General features: G+C 42.4%; 14 protein-coding genes. All 14 read right to left on the bottom strand.

Annotated elements, in window-relative coordinates; all coding sequences use genetic code 11:
• The 14 genes from HYX70_04085 to HYX70_04020 are packed head-to-tail and all read right to left on the bottom strand — an operon-like array spanning window position 1 to window position 15,384.
• Window positions 1–1,152: a glycosyltransferase family 4 protein gene (locus HYX70_04085; GenBank protein MBI2798443.1), complete on the bottom strand. Its 1,152-nt coding sequence runs from the start codon at window positions 1,150–1,152 to the stop codon at window positions 1–3.
• 10 nt (window positions 1,153–1,162) lie between these two features.
• Window positions 1,163–2,365 (bottom strand): glycosyltransferase family 4 protein, encoded by a 1,203-nt coding sequence (locus tag HYX70_04080; protein ID MBI2798442.1) that lies wholly within the window; start codon window positions 2,363–2,365, stop codon window positions 1,163–1,165.
• Window positions 2,362–3,276, bottom strand: coding sequence for a glycosyltransferase family 2 protein (locus tag HYX70_04075; GenBank protein MBI2798441.1), 915 nt, complete (start codon window positions 3,274–3,276; stop codon window positions 2,362–2,364). Before HYX70_04075 ends, HYX70_04080 begins: the two co-directional genes overlap by 4 nt.
• Window positions 3,277–3,278: 2 nt before the next feature.
• Window positions 3,279–4,409 (bottom strand): glycosyltransferase family 4 protein, encoded by a 1,131-nt coding sequence (locus HYX70_04070; protein ID MBI2798440.1) that lies wholly within the window; start codon window positions 4,407–4,409, stop codon window positions 3,279–3,281.
• Window positions 4,406–5,554 carry a hypothetical protein gene (locus HYX70_04065; protein MBI2798439.1) on the bottom strand — a complete coding sequence of 383 codons (1,149 nt, stop codon included), beginning with the start codon at window positions 5,552–5,554 and terminating at the stop codon, window positions 4,406–4,408. Before HYX70_04065 ends, HYX70_04070 begins: the two co-directional genes overlap by 4 nt.
• Window positions 5,544–6,398, bottom strand: a complete 855-nt coding sequence (locus tag HYX70_04060; GenBank protein ID MBI2798438.1) for a glycosyltransferase family 2 protein — start codon at window positions 6,396–6,398, stop codon at window positions 5,544–5,546. Before HYX70_04060 ends, HYX70_04065 begins: the two co-directional genes overlap by 11 nt.
• 1 nt (window position 6,399) lies before the next feature.
• The gene (locus tag HYX70_04055; protein ID MBI2798437.1) at window positions 6,400–7,218 is read right to left on the bottom strand and encodes a hypothetical protein; all 819 of its coding nucleotides are present in this window, start codon (window positions 7,216–7,218) and stop codon (window positions 6,400–6,402) included.
• Window positions 7,219–7,224: 6 nt separating this feature from the next.
• Window positions 7,225–8,805: a methyltransferase domain-containing protein gene (locus HYX70_04050; GenBank protein MBI2798436.1), complete on the bottom strand. Its 1,581-nt coding sequence runs from the start codon at window positions 8,803–8,805 to the stop codon at window positions 7,225–7,227.
• Entirely contained in the window at window positions 8,802–9,689 is an 888-nt protein-coding gene (locus tag HYX70_04045) for an FkbM family methyltransferase (protein ID MBI2798435.1), read from the bottom strand. The genes HYX70_04050 and HYX70_04045 overlap by 4 nt, the downstream gene beginning before the upstream one ends.
• Window positions 9,676–10,929 carry an ABC transporter ATP-binding protein gene (locus HYX70_04040; protein ID MBI2798434.1) on the bottom strand — a complete coding sequence of 418 codons (1,254 nt, stop codon included), beginning with the start codon at window positions 10,927–10,929 and terminating at the stop codon, window positions 9,676–9,678. Before HYX70_04040 ends, HYX70_04045 begins: the two co-directional genes overlap by 14 nt.
• Complete coding sequence (locus tag HYX70_04035; protein MBI2798433.1) at window positions 10,926–11,750, bottom strand: ABC transporter permease; 825 nt, start codon at window positions 11,748–11,750, stop codon at window positions 10,926–10,928. Before HYX70_04035 ends, HYX70_04040 begins: the two co-directional genes overlap by 4 nt.
• Before the next feature lie 3 nt (window positions 11,751–11,753).
• Window positions 11,754–12,701 carry a GDP-L-fucose synthase gene (locus HYX70_04030; GenBank protein MBI2798432.1) on the bottom strand — a complete coding sequence of 316 codons (948 nt, stop codon included), beginning with the start codon at window positions 12,699–12,701 and terminating at the stop codon, window positions 11,754–11,756.
• Between the two features lie 27 nt (window positions 12,702–12,728).
• Window positions 12,729–14,870, bottom strand: a complete 2,142-nt coding sequence (locus HYX70_04025; protein ID MBI2798431.1) for a hypothetical protein — start codon at window positions 14,868–14,870, stop codon at window positions 12,729–12,731.
• The gene (locus tag HYX70_04020) at window positions 14,860–15,384 is read right to left on the bottom strand and encodes a hypothetical protein (protein MBI2798430.1); all 525 of its coding nucleotides are present in this window, start codon (window positions 15,382–15,384) and stop codon (window positions 14,860–14,862) included. The genes HYX70_04025 and HYX70_04020 overlap by 11 nt, the downstream gene beginning before the upstream one ends.
• Window positions 15,385–15,477 lie beyond the last annotated feature (93 nt).

Here is a 15,477-nt window from a genome sequence, read left to right as displayed (position 1 = left end):
CTACCGCTTGGAGAGTTTGTTCAAGCTATCAACTATCACTTGTGCTGATTTGTCCCAACTGAATTTTTTAATCTGCTCTCTACCCTTTTGCACAAGAGCCTGCATTTCTTTTTGATGCGTTAGAGCAAACTCAATCTTGCTAGCAATGTCTTTTACATCTTTCTCATTGGCATACAGCGCCGCATCGCCACCAACTTCTGGCAGCGACGAGTTGTTAGCTGTTAACACCGGCACGTCACAGGCCATGGCTTCAAGTATAGACATGCCAAAGCCCTCATAAAGACTTGGAAAGGTATAGAGTGTAGCGCCCCGGTATAGTTGCTCTATGTCATCCTCATCGACATAGCCAGTCACCACTACCCTGCCGGGCTCTTTAACCGACTTAATAGCATTATGAATGCCTTCGTCGTTCCAGCCCTTGCCGCCAGCCAACACAAGCGCATATTCTTTTTGCAGTTTTGCCGGCAATGAATTATAGGCTTGCACCAAGCGTTCAATGTTTTTACGAGGCTCAATGCTTCCTACGAATAACAAGTACTTAGCAGGAAGCCCATATTTTTTGCGCACCGACTCACTCAATTTACCCGGCTTAAACTTGTTGGTATCTATGCCGCATGTCGCAACTACCACCTTTTCTGGATTGGCACCATATATCTTTACAATGTCTTGCTTGGCGGCTTCGGAAATAGTGATTATAAGGTCAGATTTTTTGACTGTTTGGGGTACGCGGCGCTCAAGATATTTAAGATTTTTTTTGTTAATTGTCTCGGGGTAATAATGATAGCCTGTATCGTAAATAATTGTTGCTGTCTTAGCACCTGACAGCGTTGGAAAGCGGCGAAAGTGAGTAAATAAGTATACATCGGCTTTAGCCGCAGTCATAAGCTCTATAGGGGGTAAAATAGCCCGACGATTGGCGAGATTAAAAATCTTAGCTGGCACGTACCTTATTAACTTAAAGCGTGTGTCTTTTGGGTAGAGCTCTTTGAACTCGGTTGATCGAGTTAAGAAGTAGAGGCCAAAAACAATATAGTCGTTAGCCTTGTCATACTGCTTCATGCCTTGGTAAATATGAAAAATGTAGTGTGCTATGCCTGCTGCAGGCACTCGCTTGTTGTTAAAAGTTGGGGTTGCCTCAAAAAATATTTTCATAGCTCACCCATTATGACCGATGCCTACCGACAGATTCAAGTACTTGGAGGGTCTGGCGGGCTGTATTTTGCCAGCTAAACTTTTTAACTTGCTCGTGGCCTTGGGCAATTAACTGGCGGCGAAACGCAGCGTCTTTCAATACTCTCGTTACGCCATCCACAAACTCCTTATTGTTTTCGGCCAGAATTGTGGCGCTACCCGCCACCTCTGGTATTGAGGAGTTGTTGTAAGCAATTACCGGACAGCCAGCCTGCATAGCTTCTAATATTGGCAGGCCAAAACCCTCGTACTGGCTTGGAAACAGAAAGGCTTCGGCGTGGTGGTAAAGCCAGTTTAGCTGTGCATCACTAACAAACCCAATGCGTTTAACGCTATTTGGATTTGTTAGTTTTTTGATATTACCGAGAACTGCTCTTGTTTCTTTAAGCTCCGTATGCACAAACTCGTTGCCCACAAGAAGTAAATTAAGGTCATTTTCTGTTAAGAGTTTATTAAGCTCGGGTATAACTGTGTTGACACCCTTTCTGTAGTCGGCCCCGCCGACATATAGCAAAAACTTTTTGGCAACGTTGGCTTTTTTTAGAAGCGTCTTTGTGGCAGGATCTTGTTTAGGCAGCGAGTCAGCAGCTAGATATATGGTTGACACCTTGGTGGGCTTAATACGACCGTCAAACTTTATTAAGTCCCTTTTAGATGCATTAGAAATACTTACTATCTTAGTGGCTTTGTAATAGTATTCTAAGTTCTTGAAATACAGCTTTCTAAGTCTTAGTCTTCTATAATATTCCAACAAGCTACCCGGCCTAAATCCTGACAGTTCAGGCTTTAAGTATTTGTCTTTGTAGAGCAATGGGATTAAGTCGTATAGCACAGCCACTACTGGTATTGAGCCGGCCTGGATTCTAAATGAAACATCGGTTTGGAAGAACACATCGATATTGCTTTTTGATATGTTAAGTTTCGGCGTCTTAACCACAAAAGCCCTTAAATATTTAATGTTTTGCATGTAGTTGTTGGGGGCGATAACTGTCGTAAATTTAAACTTCGGGTCGAGACCAAGCGGTTCGATAATATCTTTATCATTCACAAATAAAACATAGTCGTTAGTATGATCAATAGCCGACAATTGATGTACCAAACGACTAATATACATTCCAATGCCACGATATTTGTTGCCTAGACTAAGCGGTCTTAAATCTATGCCTATTTTCATTTTTTTACTCCCAGCCATTTCGCTATTCTAACCAACTTAAGTCTAACGCAGTGCCTTACATAGGGGCCATAAAATTGTGCCCAACGATGTCTATAGTAGTGTCTATATATTTTTTTGTAATCTTCACCAAAATATCGCCTATAGAACTCTTTGCGAACTTTTATGCTATCACTAAAATATGGGGTAAAGAGTAATTTTGGCACAGCTCTGAGCTTATACTGAGCCATAAGTTTTCCGCCACTGTCAGACTTACTGTCATTGTATAGAACAGCCTTGGGTGTTACCAAAAGTTTATAACCTTTTTTGGCGGCTCGAAGTGAGAAGTCGGCATCGGCAAAATACTGCGGGAACTTTTCGATATCGTAATGGCCTACATCTTTAAAAGCACCGGCCGGTATTAACACGCCCATGCCGGTGAGCCACTTAGACTCTATTGGCCGCTTGCTCTTTGGCTCATCCTCTTTATGATAAAGCTCACCAGTTTCATAGTTAAAATCAGCACCAAAGTACCAAACCCTTTTTCGGTCGTTCATAAAGTAAATTAGTGAGCCAACTAAGGCCTTGGGGTTCTTTTGGGCACACTCAACCAGCTCTGATATCCAGCTTGATCTTAACTCAACATCGTTATTCACGGTTATTATGTAGTCCGCGCCGTGTTTTAAAGCATAGTCAACACCAAGATTTGTACAGCCTGTCCAATACAGACTGCCCGTGCCTTTTAGTATGGTAGTTTTAGGGAATTTAGCCTTAATGGCCTCAGAACTGCCGTCGGTCGAACCATCGTCTACAATAACCATTGTAAAGTTGGGGTAGTCGTTTTCAAAAAGTGTTTTTAGAAACGCCAGGGTGTGTTCTTTGCGATTGAAGATTGGTGTAACTACGAATACGCTTGGGTGTTTGGATTTTGCCATCGTTACATTCTCGCAACCTTCTCATAGACTTTCAAGGTATTCTTAACCATTTTTTCTTTGGTAAATTTTTTAGCCTGAACCCTACCCCTTTTTATCAAGTTAGCTCTTAGTTTTTCGTTTTCGGCTAGTTTGGTCATTTTTAATGCAATGTCTTTTATAGATTGCGGATTACAGTACAGAACTGCATTTCCACCCACCTCGGGTAGCGAGGTGGTGTTTGAGCAGATCACTGGGCAGCCACACACCATAGCATCTACTACCGGTATACCAAACCCCTCGAAGAGTGAGGGGAAAATAAGGCCGAAGGCATTTTGGTAAAGACCCGGTAGCTCATCATTGTCTACGTAGCCTAAAGACTTAATAACTTTGCCAAGGTTATTTTTGTTTATATATTTCTGAACCTCATCTCCTTTTTGCTTTTTTATTCCGGTTAAGACCAGCTGGTAGTTGGGATATTCTTTTGAAAATTCCGAGAAGGCCTGGAGTAAGCGTAGGTGATTCTTGTGCGGCCATGTGGCGGCCGGGTAGTAAAAATAAGGTTTGTCGGTTGACCTTTTTATAGATTTTTTATCGAGCAGACTGGCGTTGTAGTTTAGATGAACGGTAATAATCTTTCTTTGAGCAATCGAGAGTTTTTGTACCAAGCATTGCTTGGTGAATTCAGAAATACTAATTACTGCGACGGCTGAATCACAAGACTGCTTATAGGCTTTTCTTCGAAAAGCTAGATCCTTTTTATCAAAAAACTCAGGAAAGTATTCTTGCTGAATATCCATAATGCTGACTATTTTTTTCACAGAAGTACCTAATAAGTATGGCTGAACAGTTTGCAGTGGAAAGTGAAGCAAATCAAGACCTAGGTTTTCTACAAAACGACTCATAAGTTCTTCGTTTGAGACGCGTTTACCCAACTTGCCCAAAACTTTTCGAGCAAACGATCTTTTGTCGGCATAAACAATGTAAAAGTTTTTTGCCCCCACCTTGATTGTCTTGGCGTTGTGGAGGTTTAACAATACATAGTATTCGTTTTTTTGATCAATCGTTTCGAGCCCCGAGATAAGGTCTCGACAATAGGTTTCAATGCCGCCCGATTTATTTGGCTGAAAATCCAGCAAGGAGATGCCGATTCTCATTTGGTTACTTCCTCGATTATTTCTTTAAGGCGGTCTTCGTAATGCTTAATAGTAAACTTTTTTTCTGCCCAGAGCCTAGTTTTTTCCTGTTTACTCTTAATTTCTCGAGACGTTAGCTTGTTAATCGTGTTAAGCAGGTCGACTAGTGTTTCTACTCTATCGTCTTTTAGTGTGTAGCCGTGGCCGTCCACATCAACGTGGCTCTCTTTACTAAGGACCGGTATGAGCCCTTGGTGCAAGGATTCTATAGCTGACCCTGGGCTACCCTCACTACACGACATAAGTATGCTGAACTGACAATCTTTTATTGCCTCGTAATACTCGCTGCTCCTTTGTAGAACATAGCCATGGGTATGTATGTTTGGCGTATTATACAATACGTCTTTGTAGATACTCGTAAACTCGCCATCAAGATATGTAATAATGTGTAACTCAAAATTATTCGGCAGCTTTTGCCAGGCATCGAGTATAATATCTAGCCCTTTGTGTAGGTTGCCTGGTCCCGCCATAAACAAAAAGCCAAGTTTTCCACTTTTTGTCTCTAGTATTTTACGCGGATTTTTTATTGACATGGAGGCGCCCTCTAGATTGTAAACATCTTTAAAGCCCGAGTATGTCTTAGCGGCATCGCGGTTACCGAGCACTATGATAGCATCGGCATTTTTGTTGGCCAGCTCTTCGGAATCGGCTATTTTGCGATCCAACTTATATTCCATGTTGTGTCGTTGCTTAAAGTACTCGGCTCGTCTTTCCTCTTGGCTATTGTGATACTTCCAGTAGCTCCCAGTGGAATAATATACCAGTTTGTTGTCGGCAGATTTTAATTTTTCTATGTTGGCAAAGTTTTTGCCGCCATGATAAATTACTATGTCATATTCGCCCTCAATCGGACCGGTGTCGTCCCAATTAATCACATCAACCACATAGCCAAGTTGGTTTAGAACCTTGGGAATTGTGCGCCCCGCCCCGTTGTTCGAAAAAAGCGGCGTGGGCCTGCTCTCTAGCTCGTCCAAAACCGGCGGCACTAAGTAGCTTACTAACACTCGCTTGTCATAGTTACTTTTTAGATATTGATTGTAGCCAATTATCCTTTTTTGAGGATTTCTTGGGCGATTTTTTAGCCTAAGTAGTCGCTTAAGTATCATAGTGCCCTTCAACTGTACGGCTTACTGAGGTGTCAGAGCTGTAATATACCATTGGATAATCTTGGTATACCCCTACTGGCAGTACCGAGCTAACCCGCATTTGAAAATCTCGATCATCGAAAGAACAAACGCGCTTTTCTGGGGGGAAATAACCACCCACTAATTCCCAAGCCACGCGAAAGAATGAACAAGACGACTGGCTCATGTTGATACTGTTAAGATGATTAAACTGTAGAGCATCTTTGGGGCCGTATTTAGTTAAAGCAAGATTCTGAGACCGGATCGCATGGTGCGCAGGTAGTTTCTCGCCCTCTTTAAACCACAAACTGCTGCCGCCCAACATATATATGCTGGGGTTGTTTTTGTAGGTTTCTACAATCAGCTCTAAACAATCTGTCGTTAATATATCGTCGGCATTTAGAGTAATAAATAGTTTATTTTTGGAGCCCTGAATTGCCAAGTTGAGGGCGCCGAATTGCTTTAGATTACTACCTGAATCGTTATTAATCAGATTGAGATCGATATTTTTGGTTTTGTTTTCTAACTGTAGTCGCTCCATCACTTCAAATGAGCTGTCTTGAGAGTTGTCATTAACAACTGTTACAGTTAGTGCTTTTTTGTATGTTTGGTTCCGAATACTTTTGAGTGCTCGCGGTAGAAAGTGGCCATGATTGTAACATGGTATCACTATCTCTATAGAGCCTTCAAAGTCGGCCGGTCGTTTAGCTTGACGTATCTTTTCCCTATCGATACTTCTTACAAACTTTTGGATATTTTTTTGTATACTCTCGTCTACATCGGTGAAAAGGCGTTTTTTTATGTGGTGCTTGAGTTGACCCAGCATTTTAGGCTTTGTTCAGTATAAAGTTAGTTTTATCAGAATATAGGTCCTTAAAAAACTTATGTTGCTCTTTAGGGGGTAGATCGTATACAGGGTCAAACTCATTATTCCACGGAAACTTCTCTTTTCGATCAGCTTTTTTAAGATAGCCCTTCATATAGGCTTCTCGGGGATCCAAACCCTTTGCCTGCGATTCCGAAGTTACATATATGGCATTGTTGTAATAGACCTCTGCTAGCTTGTACCTATTATTCTTTGCTAGCTTATGTAGCATAGAAATGCTTTGGCCATAAAAATGATCGCCGGCCCAAAAATAATCTTCTGAATACTTAACAGAGAAGTCCAGGGTCGGAGGAATCTTTTCATTAATTTCGGCTATTATTAGTTGGGGTCTAAATTCTTCAAGAGTCTTTGACAACACAAAATAGTCATAGCCATCTATATCTAGACTTAAAACACCAAACTTTTTTGGCACTTTAAAACTCTTCAAAAGTGGTAAAACATTCAAAGGGGTAACAAACGTCTTGGCTAAACTAACATCGTAGTCCTTTAAAGACTGAGCTAGTATGTGAAACTTTGCAGGATCACACTCAACCGCCAATCCTGACCAGCCAGATTTATAAAAGCTATATGAATTTGACATCTCCAGTCCATTACTTGCACCGATATCGACAAAATACTGATTAATGGAGGGAAATGTCTTTAGATATCTCTTTATTTTTAAATCTTCCCCCAAGTGAGACGAGCCTTTTGTCTCTTCCCTGTCTAGTCGGCGTATCTCATAGCCATATTTATTAGCAACATTTTTTATCACCCCCCTCATACAAAATCAGTCCTTCTTAACTAATGCGGGCATTAATACTAGAGTGTCTTCGCCAACCGTCTTTACTGTTTTAAATGGCCCCTCCCAGGGTCCGTCCAAAAATGCCCAGGTTATTTTTTTGGTGTGGCTTCTTACGATCTTATCCAGCTCCTCGAACGACCATTCGCGCAAATGCCAATAATTTTTTGGGGTGCCGTCTGGGTTGGTGTATTCGGGGCGTCGATTTGGTGTGGCAAAGAATACGACTCTTTTAGATACCCGCAATAACTCATCAATAAATTTGTCGTAATCTTCCACATGCTCAACAACATCTACGCATGTAACAACATCGAAAAAATTATCTTTATACGGTAGGTGGTAGCCATCGTACTTTTTTAGTTCTTTAACTTTAGGATTCTTACCTAGCACATGCTTGGTGCAATAATCCACAGCTTTCTCATCTACGTCAACAGCATAAACCTCTTTAGCGCTAATTGAAAGAAGATTCATGCCATATCCAATTCCCATGCCGACATCGAGCACTTTATCGCCCTCTTTTACAAAGCGGTTTAAGGCATAAAAGTAAGATTCTTTTTGGCAAGGCACCTCTATAGGGCCGTCTGTGGTTGTGTATTCAGATGGATCCTTGCTACTACCGGATTCTTTAGGCACCCGTTCAATTTTGTAGCCAAGTTTGTTAAATACTTTTTTTAGTTGCGACTTCATATTAACCCTCTGATTAGTTGGAAATTCATCAAAAAACACTAGAAAATCATCTATTATATTATCATTTATTGTTAGGCTCTTTGGCATAATAAACGATTTTTTATCTGATTTTTCCCACGTTAAGGTCCAGCTAGGTTTTTCCTGCGAAGGGTGGCTGCCGCCTGCAATGTCGGTGTTAACCACCATGTTATATTTTGGCCATACAAAATACTGATTGTTTATAACCATGTTTAAATAGTAGTAAAAGTCCCAACAACCGCTTAATGAACCGTCTTGCACAGCCCGGTACGACACAAGCAAATCACTACCACCGCGTAATAGCACCTCTGGGTTCTTGTTTTCTGTTTTTTGGAGTAATGACTCGCGGTTAAAATCCAAGTTTTCCCAGCGGTCCTTCCATGTTGCCCACCCCCAAGACGAAAAACGCGGCGCCAAAAACACATCTTTATTTAGGCTATCCATATTTCTTCTGTCAAACGGATATCTTAGACCTGTAACGCCCGCTATTCTCTTATCTTGGGCATATCTATTAAGTGCCTGTTTCATATATTCAAAAAAGCCGGGGGCCACACAAACATCGTCTTCGAGAATTATAGCTTTATCGTATTTCTTAAAGACCGTGTTTAAGCCTCTTTGTATTGACTCACTCAGGCCCATGTTGTTTTTAGCATAAACTTTTTTTACGGTTGTCCAATTAATGTCATTTATCAGCTTTCTAACCTTTTCTACACCTGGCTGATCGGCCGTGTTTCTTGGCCCGTCAGCAAACACGTAGAGCATGGGGATATTGTTGGCTTTTAGACATTCTAGTGCTTCTGCCAGCTGCTTCTCGCGACTAAATACAAATAAAACTACCGGAACTTCACTGTGGTTCTTTCTCATATTAAGGTTAGGTTCTTTTTAGAAGCGTAGTAATTTTCATAAAATTCACTCGAGTCACTATAAGGACCTGTGAACTTATTTTTTTCAGGATTATAACGATAACTATTGTACCCAAAATCTTCAAGTATCTTAAAGATCTCTCGTGCACTGGAATTTGCCCCCTTCAAGGGTATTTCTGAAACCTCAAAGGATAAAATACTTATCTTATTGTTTTTTAATAATAAAGCTGCGCCCTGCAGAACTTGTTTTTCAAAACCTTCAACATCAATTTTTAAGAAGTCAATTTTATTGATCTTGGTTTGTTTAGCAAAACCGTCTAACTTTTGGGTTTCAACAAAGATCGATTTTGTAGGCTTGTGATCACCAAACTGCGGTTTACCAAATGTATTCCAAGCCGAATATTTTTGATCAAAAATATTCATTTTGGTTTTACCCGGCTTATTACCCATCGCAACCATATAGGGACTTACATTATCGACCCTATTTAAACTGAGAGTCTCAAGCATCAATCGATATGTATCTGGAACCGGCTCAAATGAATATATGTGCCCAGTTCCTTTTAGCAATTTAGCAATATAAACACTGTGCAGACCAACATTTGCCCCTAAATCAATAACAACGTCATTTTTTTTTAGTAGTTTATCATAGGCCATAAACTCCGGTTTGTAAAAATCATGAGATATAGCATCATCAGTACTTGTTAGATCCCAAGGATACTGAATAAACCTAATGCCAAAGTGGTCTGTTAGAACTGTTGGATTATCATATTTAATTCTCTTTCTTTCTTTATTAAAATCAATTCCCTTGCTGTGAATTTTTTTTAAGGAGCGTTTTACTCGACTAGGAATGACCTTTTTGATGTTGTAGTAGTTATTTCTTGTCATTATATTTAAAGTTCAGAAGGACTTCCCTTGATTTGACAACGGGGGGAACCCCTGTGTTGTAAAAGTCATATTCAGCTATCTCAAATCTAGATGCAGATTCTACCCAGTCAAATATTTCCGAGTTGAATTGATCGGAAGCAATAAATGCTGTTAAACTATAGCCCCCCGGTGACAAGTTAACATCTTCAATATTTAATGTAAACTCGTTTTTGCCAGGTTTAAGGACTAATTTTTCGCCCACGCTATAGTTAGTTAGATTGCTTACTTGATTACCCTCGTGGTCATTTATATCTATGGATAACTTGAAATTGTCATACATATTTTTGGTTTTATTATTAATCTTTAAAAAGCACCTTATGCTGCGGTCTTTTTCAACAGTGCTTTCAGTTATTATGTCGGTAAATCTAGCGTGCCCATTTCCGCTTCTGTCCTTACGCTCTTTTACGGGGATAGAAGCCAAAGAGCTAGAAGACTGGGAGTAGCTTTCAACAACCTTTGAGGTTTCCCCCACCTCCATAATCTTGCCGCCGCTAAGCCAAATACATTTACTGCAAATGCTCCTTATGGAGTCCATGTTATGACTAACAAATATAACCGTGCGTTGTTTGTTTCTAGTTACGTCACGCATTTTCCCCAAGCTTTTACGTTGAAATTCAGCGTCGCCTACCGCCAGAACCTCGTCAACTATTAAAATGTCTGGCTCCAAGTGGGCAGCAACCGCAAAGGCTAAACGCACATACATGCCCGAACTGTAAAACTTAACCGGGGTATCTAAAAACTTTTCAACACCAGAAAAAGCCACAATCTCATCGAACTTGGCATCGATTTCTTTCTTTTTCATACCCAAGATAGAGCCGTTAAAGTAGATATTCTCGCGTCCTGTGAGCTCGGGGTGAAACCCAGTACCAACCTCTAAAAGACTGGCCGATTTACCGCGCATAATAATCTCTCCGTCAGTAGGCTCAACTATTCTAGAAAGCACCTTGAGCAAAGTGGATTTCCCCGAACCATTCTTGCCAATCAAGCCAATAACGTCGCCTTGTTCAATATTTAAGTCAATTTCTTTTAAAGCCCAAAACTTTTCTTTTTTGAGCTTGTGACCAGTAATAAGTTCGATCGGTTTTTTTACCACGCCTGCTAAAGCATCGCGAAAAGTAACTGTTCCTGGCGCTGCCTTGGCCTCATGGCTTATAAGATAAGCCTTTGATAGATTTTTGATTTCAATTACGGCCTTGCTCATATTATGTCCGCAAATTCTTTTTCTTTAAATTTAAAGTAAATTAAACCAACTACAAAGGACAGTCCGGCCACACCAATAGAAAGCCATGTTAGCGGCCAATTAATAGGTGTTGTGTGTAAAAAACTCGAGCGCATCATGTTAATAACTCCCGTCATGGGGTTTAGATATAGAATCCACTGATATTTTTGTGGAATTGCAGTCACCGGATAAATAACTGGTGTTACAAACAGCCCCACTTGAACCAGAAATGGAACAGCCTGTTTAACATCACGGTATTTTACATTCACGGCTGCCAAATACATACCAACACCCGATGCCGCTATGAACGTTATCAGCAGAGCTGGTATTAATAATGCCACGGCCTGCCAAGTTGGCGGGAATTTAAAATACACCAGTAATCCAACAAAAATAACAAAGGCGAAACAAAAATCAATTAGACCAATAAGTGTAGAGGAAAGCGGCAAGATTAACCTTGGGAAATACACCTTGGTTACCACTGCCTGGTTATCTACCAGGCTGTTGCTAGCGCGGGTCAGTGCCGACGAGAAGAAGTTCCAGAAAAGTAACCCCGTAAAACTAAAAATGGCGTATGGCACAGCCGAGTTGCCCGAGGTTATACCGGCAGCCTTGTTAAAAAACAGTGTAAAAACCACCATTTGCACAAATGGTTGCAAAACTGCCCAACTAATGCCAATGGCAGTTTGCTTATAACGAACTTTTACATCGCGCCAGGCAAAGTAAAAAAATAGCTCGTGATAGGCAAACAGCTCTTTAATGTTAATTGCCAGTCGTTTTCGGGGCTTTATTGCTATCTCGTTCATAGCTTATAAATTATCCTGGTTTTGGCGGTACCAGTCAATTGTCTTTTTGAGCCCTTCTGCAAAGCCAACTTTGCTCTCAAACCCAAACTCTTGTTTGGCCCGACTAACATCGAGCTTTCTTTTGGGCTGGCCATTGGGCTTACTCTTGTCCCAAACTATTGTACCCCTAAAGTTGGTGCCTCTAGCAATTAGCTCTACAAGATCTTTAATTGAGATTTCAAAACTCGAGCCCAGGTTTACAGGATCCGACTTGTTGTATTTCTCAGCTGCTAACATAATGCCTTTTACTGCATCGTCGACATATAAAAACTCGCGGGTTGCCGAACCATCACCCCAAACTACTATTTCATCCTCACCCTTTTTAGTAGCATCGACACATTTCTTTATCAGAGCCGGGATTACGTGTGAGCTCCGAGGATCAAAATTATCACCAGGCCCATAGAGATTGACTGGCAGCAAGAATATTGAGTTGAAGCCATACTCTTCACGGTAACCTTGGCTTTGCACCAACATCATTTTTTTAGCCAAGCCATATGAGGCGTTCGTTTCTTCTGGGTAACCATTCCACAGATCTTCTTCTTTAAAAGGAACAGGGGTGTGCTTGGGGTATGCGCAAACCGTGCCCAGAGCCACAAACTTGGGAATTTTGCGCAGGTAGGCTTGGTGCATAAGTTGCACGCCCATCATAAGATTGTCGTAAAAGAAGCTCCCGGGGTGTTCACGATTTGCACCAATCCCGCCAACACGTGCCGCCAAGTGGATTACCGTATCTGGCAGGAAGTCGTCATACAGGCGATTAATATCCTCGAGCTTTACGAGGTCATATTTATTATGTTCGGCAACATAAACATTTGCACCTTGTGTTTTAAACTTATTAACCAAATGGCTGCCTAAGAACCCGCTGCCACCAGTCACCAAAACCGCCTTACTGTGCCAAAAACCTTTACTCATAAGTTATATTTTAGCAGAAGCTGCGATCTAAGGGGTTACAGTAACATCCAAGAATGCACCAATGTCATTCATGGTTGCCCCGCCCTCAACTATAGCTTGGAACTTTTCACGGAAGGTGCCCAGTGGTGTTGAGCCCGAGGTTGTAAACGGAATGTTAAACTTAGCTATCTGGCCAGGCTGTACCACATGCTGATCGGCAGCCAGAGTGGAGCCATCGGCTTCGTAAACCGCAGCAAAGGTGGTAGCCGGACGGTCGCGGTTGCCGCCAGCCCAGGTGTTGCCAAATATGCTCGATCGGTTTATGGGGCTAGCTGTGGCCAGGTGCACTGGTTTGCTACCAGCCGGGCCACTGCCAACCGAAGCATCGTCGTACCAGGGCATGTTGCCAGTGTTTTTGTAATTTACAAAGCCAGTAAAAGAATTACCGCGCTTAATAGTTGGGTAGATGGATTGGCCTGCAAAAGACTGGGAGTAGGTTGGCGTTTGAACAGTCACATTTAAGAATGTGCCAATATCGTTAAATGGTCCTGCCCCCTCTAGCACCGGTAAAAACCTTTCGCCATATACCCCTGGGGTTGTTCCTAGCGGTGTAGTAAATGTGATATTAAACTTAGCGACTTGGCCAGTCTGAACAACGTGTTGATTATCGGCCAGCGTAACCCCATCTGCCTCATAAACAGCTGTGAAGTTGAGTGCTGGACGGTCGCGATTACCGCCAGCCCAGGCATAACCGAACTGACTCGAACGGTTGATAGGGTTTGCGGTAGACAAGTGGACAGGCTTGGTGCCAGCTGGGGCAGAACCCAAAGCGGTATCATCGTACCAACTTGCAGCACCTTCGTTCTTGTACTTTATGAACTCGGTTTGGCTTTGACCTGGCAACATAGTAGGGTAACCAGATTGACCAGCAAAACTAAGTTTATAGCCCTCCCTAACAGACACATTCAAGAAGGCACCAACATCATTAAAAACATAAGGACTCCCCTCAGCCACCGGATTAAAGTTCTCGGCAAATGTACCAGATCCCTGGGTAGGGCTGGCAGTGAATGTAAAACTAAATTTGGCTATCTGACCTACTTGAGCAATATTCTGATCTGGAGCCAGCGTAACCCCATCTGCCTCATAAACGGCTGCGAAGTTGAGTGCTGGACGATCGCGGTTGCCACCAGCCCAGGTCGAGCTGAACTGACTACCTCTATTAATCGGTTTGGAGGTAGCCAGATGGACAGGGCTAACACCCGGCCCGGCAGTACCAACTGAATTGTCTCCGTACCAAGGTAGCGTACCAACATTTTTAAACTGCATCCAAGCAGGGGCAGACTGGCCTGGACTTAAAATGGGATACCCGGACTGGCCGGCAAAAGCTGCTCTATATGGATCGTCGCGCGTTGAACCAAACCAGTCTACAAAGGTCCGCCAAAAATTGCGATTGCCATAGGCGCTACAGCCATCACCAGTACCATATAAATTTGCCATTGCAGCAGCATTTGGTTGATACGGCGTATATGAGTAAAGGGCGGCCGTAGCTCGGTTTTGAATGTTTACGTTACTACCGCCACAGCCACTATTGGGATTGTACTGAATGAAGCGCACACCAGGAGTAAAGGGCACATACCAGTTTGGATTGTTGTCGAAAAAGTTTCTAAAGTGCCGGGCGGCTTGTGTAACCTGATTGGTAAAGCCGTAAAAAGCTGGATCGCAACTACCATTGTCAGGGCAGGCAAAGCCCATAGCGGTGCGGTATTGCCACCTATACGGCCAAGTGTCAGTAACTAGCCCGGTCTCTTTTTGCAGTGTTGCAAGTAATACCTGGGGGTTAATTGTATAGCTTTGCGCCGCCTCCCATATAATTTGCGCCGCAGACTTACCGTTCTCGCTATAGTCCTTAAGGCATGTCCAGGGTGGTGATTCACCCGATATTCCACTAGCATGCCAGGTGTCACAAGTTGGCACCTTGGAGTTTAGAAAGTTTTGAATATCTTGTGCCGACATGCTGTTTTTGTCGGTAAACTTGCCGTCATCAATAATCCGGCCGGCATCCCACGCTGATGCCTCGGCCGCCTTGGCCGGCTTAGGGATGGCTGCCGAAAAAGAGGTGTAGCTAATTAGTACAGAAACCACCAGCCAACCAGCCGCTAAGATGTTGAATAATTTCTTCTTAGTTGACATTTATAATGTCCCCCGATTGACCATTACCTTGGTCGTTAGCAAATAATACGGTCACCGTCCATTCCCCGTTTATAGGAATCTGGCTCTTTGGCACATTAAAGCCTTGGCAGGCATAATAGCTAGTTACCCGAGCTATGGGTGCAGTTTGGGTTATGTCTGCTTGGCCAGTTTTTTGTAGTTTGAGTGTGCAGGTGCCAGTTGTGGCGTTGTTAACCATTGCCCTTACCATAACAGTTGTAGCATTTTGATCGATAGTGGTTATCTGCGGGTTAATCACTCCTGGCTTAGAGGCTTTTTCGGCAGCCTTTTGGCTGCCAGCAAGATCTTTGGCTTCGGTTTGTGGTTTACCGTCGACCTGAACAGGGGCATCGCTTCGTTTAAGACCAGGAATTATTTTGCTTGCAAGGTTTTTAACCTGTTGGCGTTGCCAATAGCCAAGACCCAGCAAAATCAACAATAACGCTCCCAAGCAAAATACGATTAGCCAAACTTTTTTCTTTTTGTTTCTCTTCATAGCGAATAGTCCCCCTTAGGGTTATATTTTAACATAACCGTCTAGATAATATAAAGTGACCTAAACCTGGAGATTGATTTGCTATAATAAGCC

The sequence above is a fragment of the Candidatus Saccharibacteria bacterium genome (assembly GCA_016191105.1).
Classification (GTDB): domain Bacteria; phylum Patescibacteriota; class Saccharimonadia; order CAILAD01; family BJGX01; genus JACPPH01.
The sequence above is the reverse complement of the archived record's forward strand: the minus strand, read 5'-3'. Positions and strand labels throughout refer to the sequence as shown.

Coding starts and splice junctions, on each gene's coding strand:
- HYX70_04035 (MBI2798433.1), bottom strand. CDS start 11,750: ATGAACGAGATAGCAATAAAGCCCCGAAAACGACTGGCAATTAACATT.
- HYX70_04020 (MBI2798430.1), bottom strand. CDS start 15,384: ATGAAGAGAAACAAAAAGAAAAAAGTTTGGCTAATCGTATTTTGCTTG.
- HYX70_04055 (MBI2798437.1), bottom strand. CDS start 7,218: ATGAGGGGGGTGATAAAAAATGTTGCTAATAAATATGGCTATGAGATA.
- HYX70_04040 (MBI2798434.1), bottom strand. CDS start 10,929: ATGAGCAAGGCCGTAATTGAAATCAAAAATCTATCAAAGGCTTATCTT.
- HYX70_04070 (MBI2798440.1), bottom strand. CDS start 4,409: ATGAGAATCGGCATCTCCTTGCTGGATTTTCAGCCAAATAAATCGGGC.
- HYX70_04085 (MBI2798443.1), bottom strand. CDS start 1,152: ATGAAAATATTTTTTGAGGCAACCCCAACTTTTAACAACAAGCGAGTG.
- HYX70_04030 (MBI2798432.1), bottom strand. CDS start 12,701: ATGAGTAAAGGTTTTTGGCACAGTAAGGCGGTTTTGGTGACTGGTGGC.
- HYX70_04080 (MBI2798442.1), bottom strand. CDS start 2,365: ATGAAAATAGGCATAGATTTAAGACCGCTTAGTCTAGGCAACAAATAT.
- HYX70_04045 (MBI2798435.1), bottom strand. CDS start 9,689: ATGACAAGAAATAACTACTACAACATCAAAAAGGTCATTCCTAGTCGA.
- HYX70_04050 (MBI2798436.1), bottom strand. CDS start 8,805: ATGAGAAAGAACCACAGTGAAGTTCCGGTAGTTTTATTTGTATTTAGT.
- HYX70_04075 (MBI2798441.1), bottom strand. CDS start 3,276: ATGGCAAAATCCAAACACCCAAGCGTATTCGTAGTTACACCAATCTTC.
- HYX70_04025 (MBI2798431.1), bottom strand. CDS start 14,870: ATGTCAACTAAGAAGAAATTATTCAACATCTTAGCGGCTGGTTGGCTG.
- HYX70_04060 (MBI2798438.1), bottom strand. CDS start 6,398: ATGCTGGGTCAACTCAAGCACCACATAAAAAAACGCCTTTTCACCGAT.
- HYX70_04065 (MBI2798439.1), bottom strand. CDS start 5,554: ATGATACTTAAGCGACTACTTAGGCTAAAAAATCGCCCAAGAAATCCT.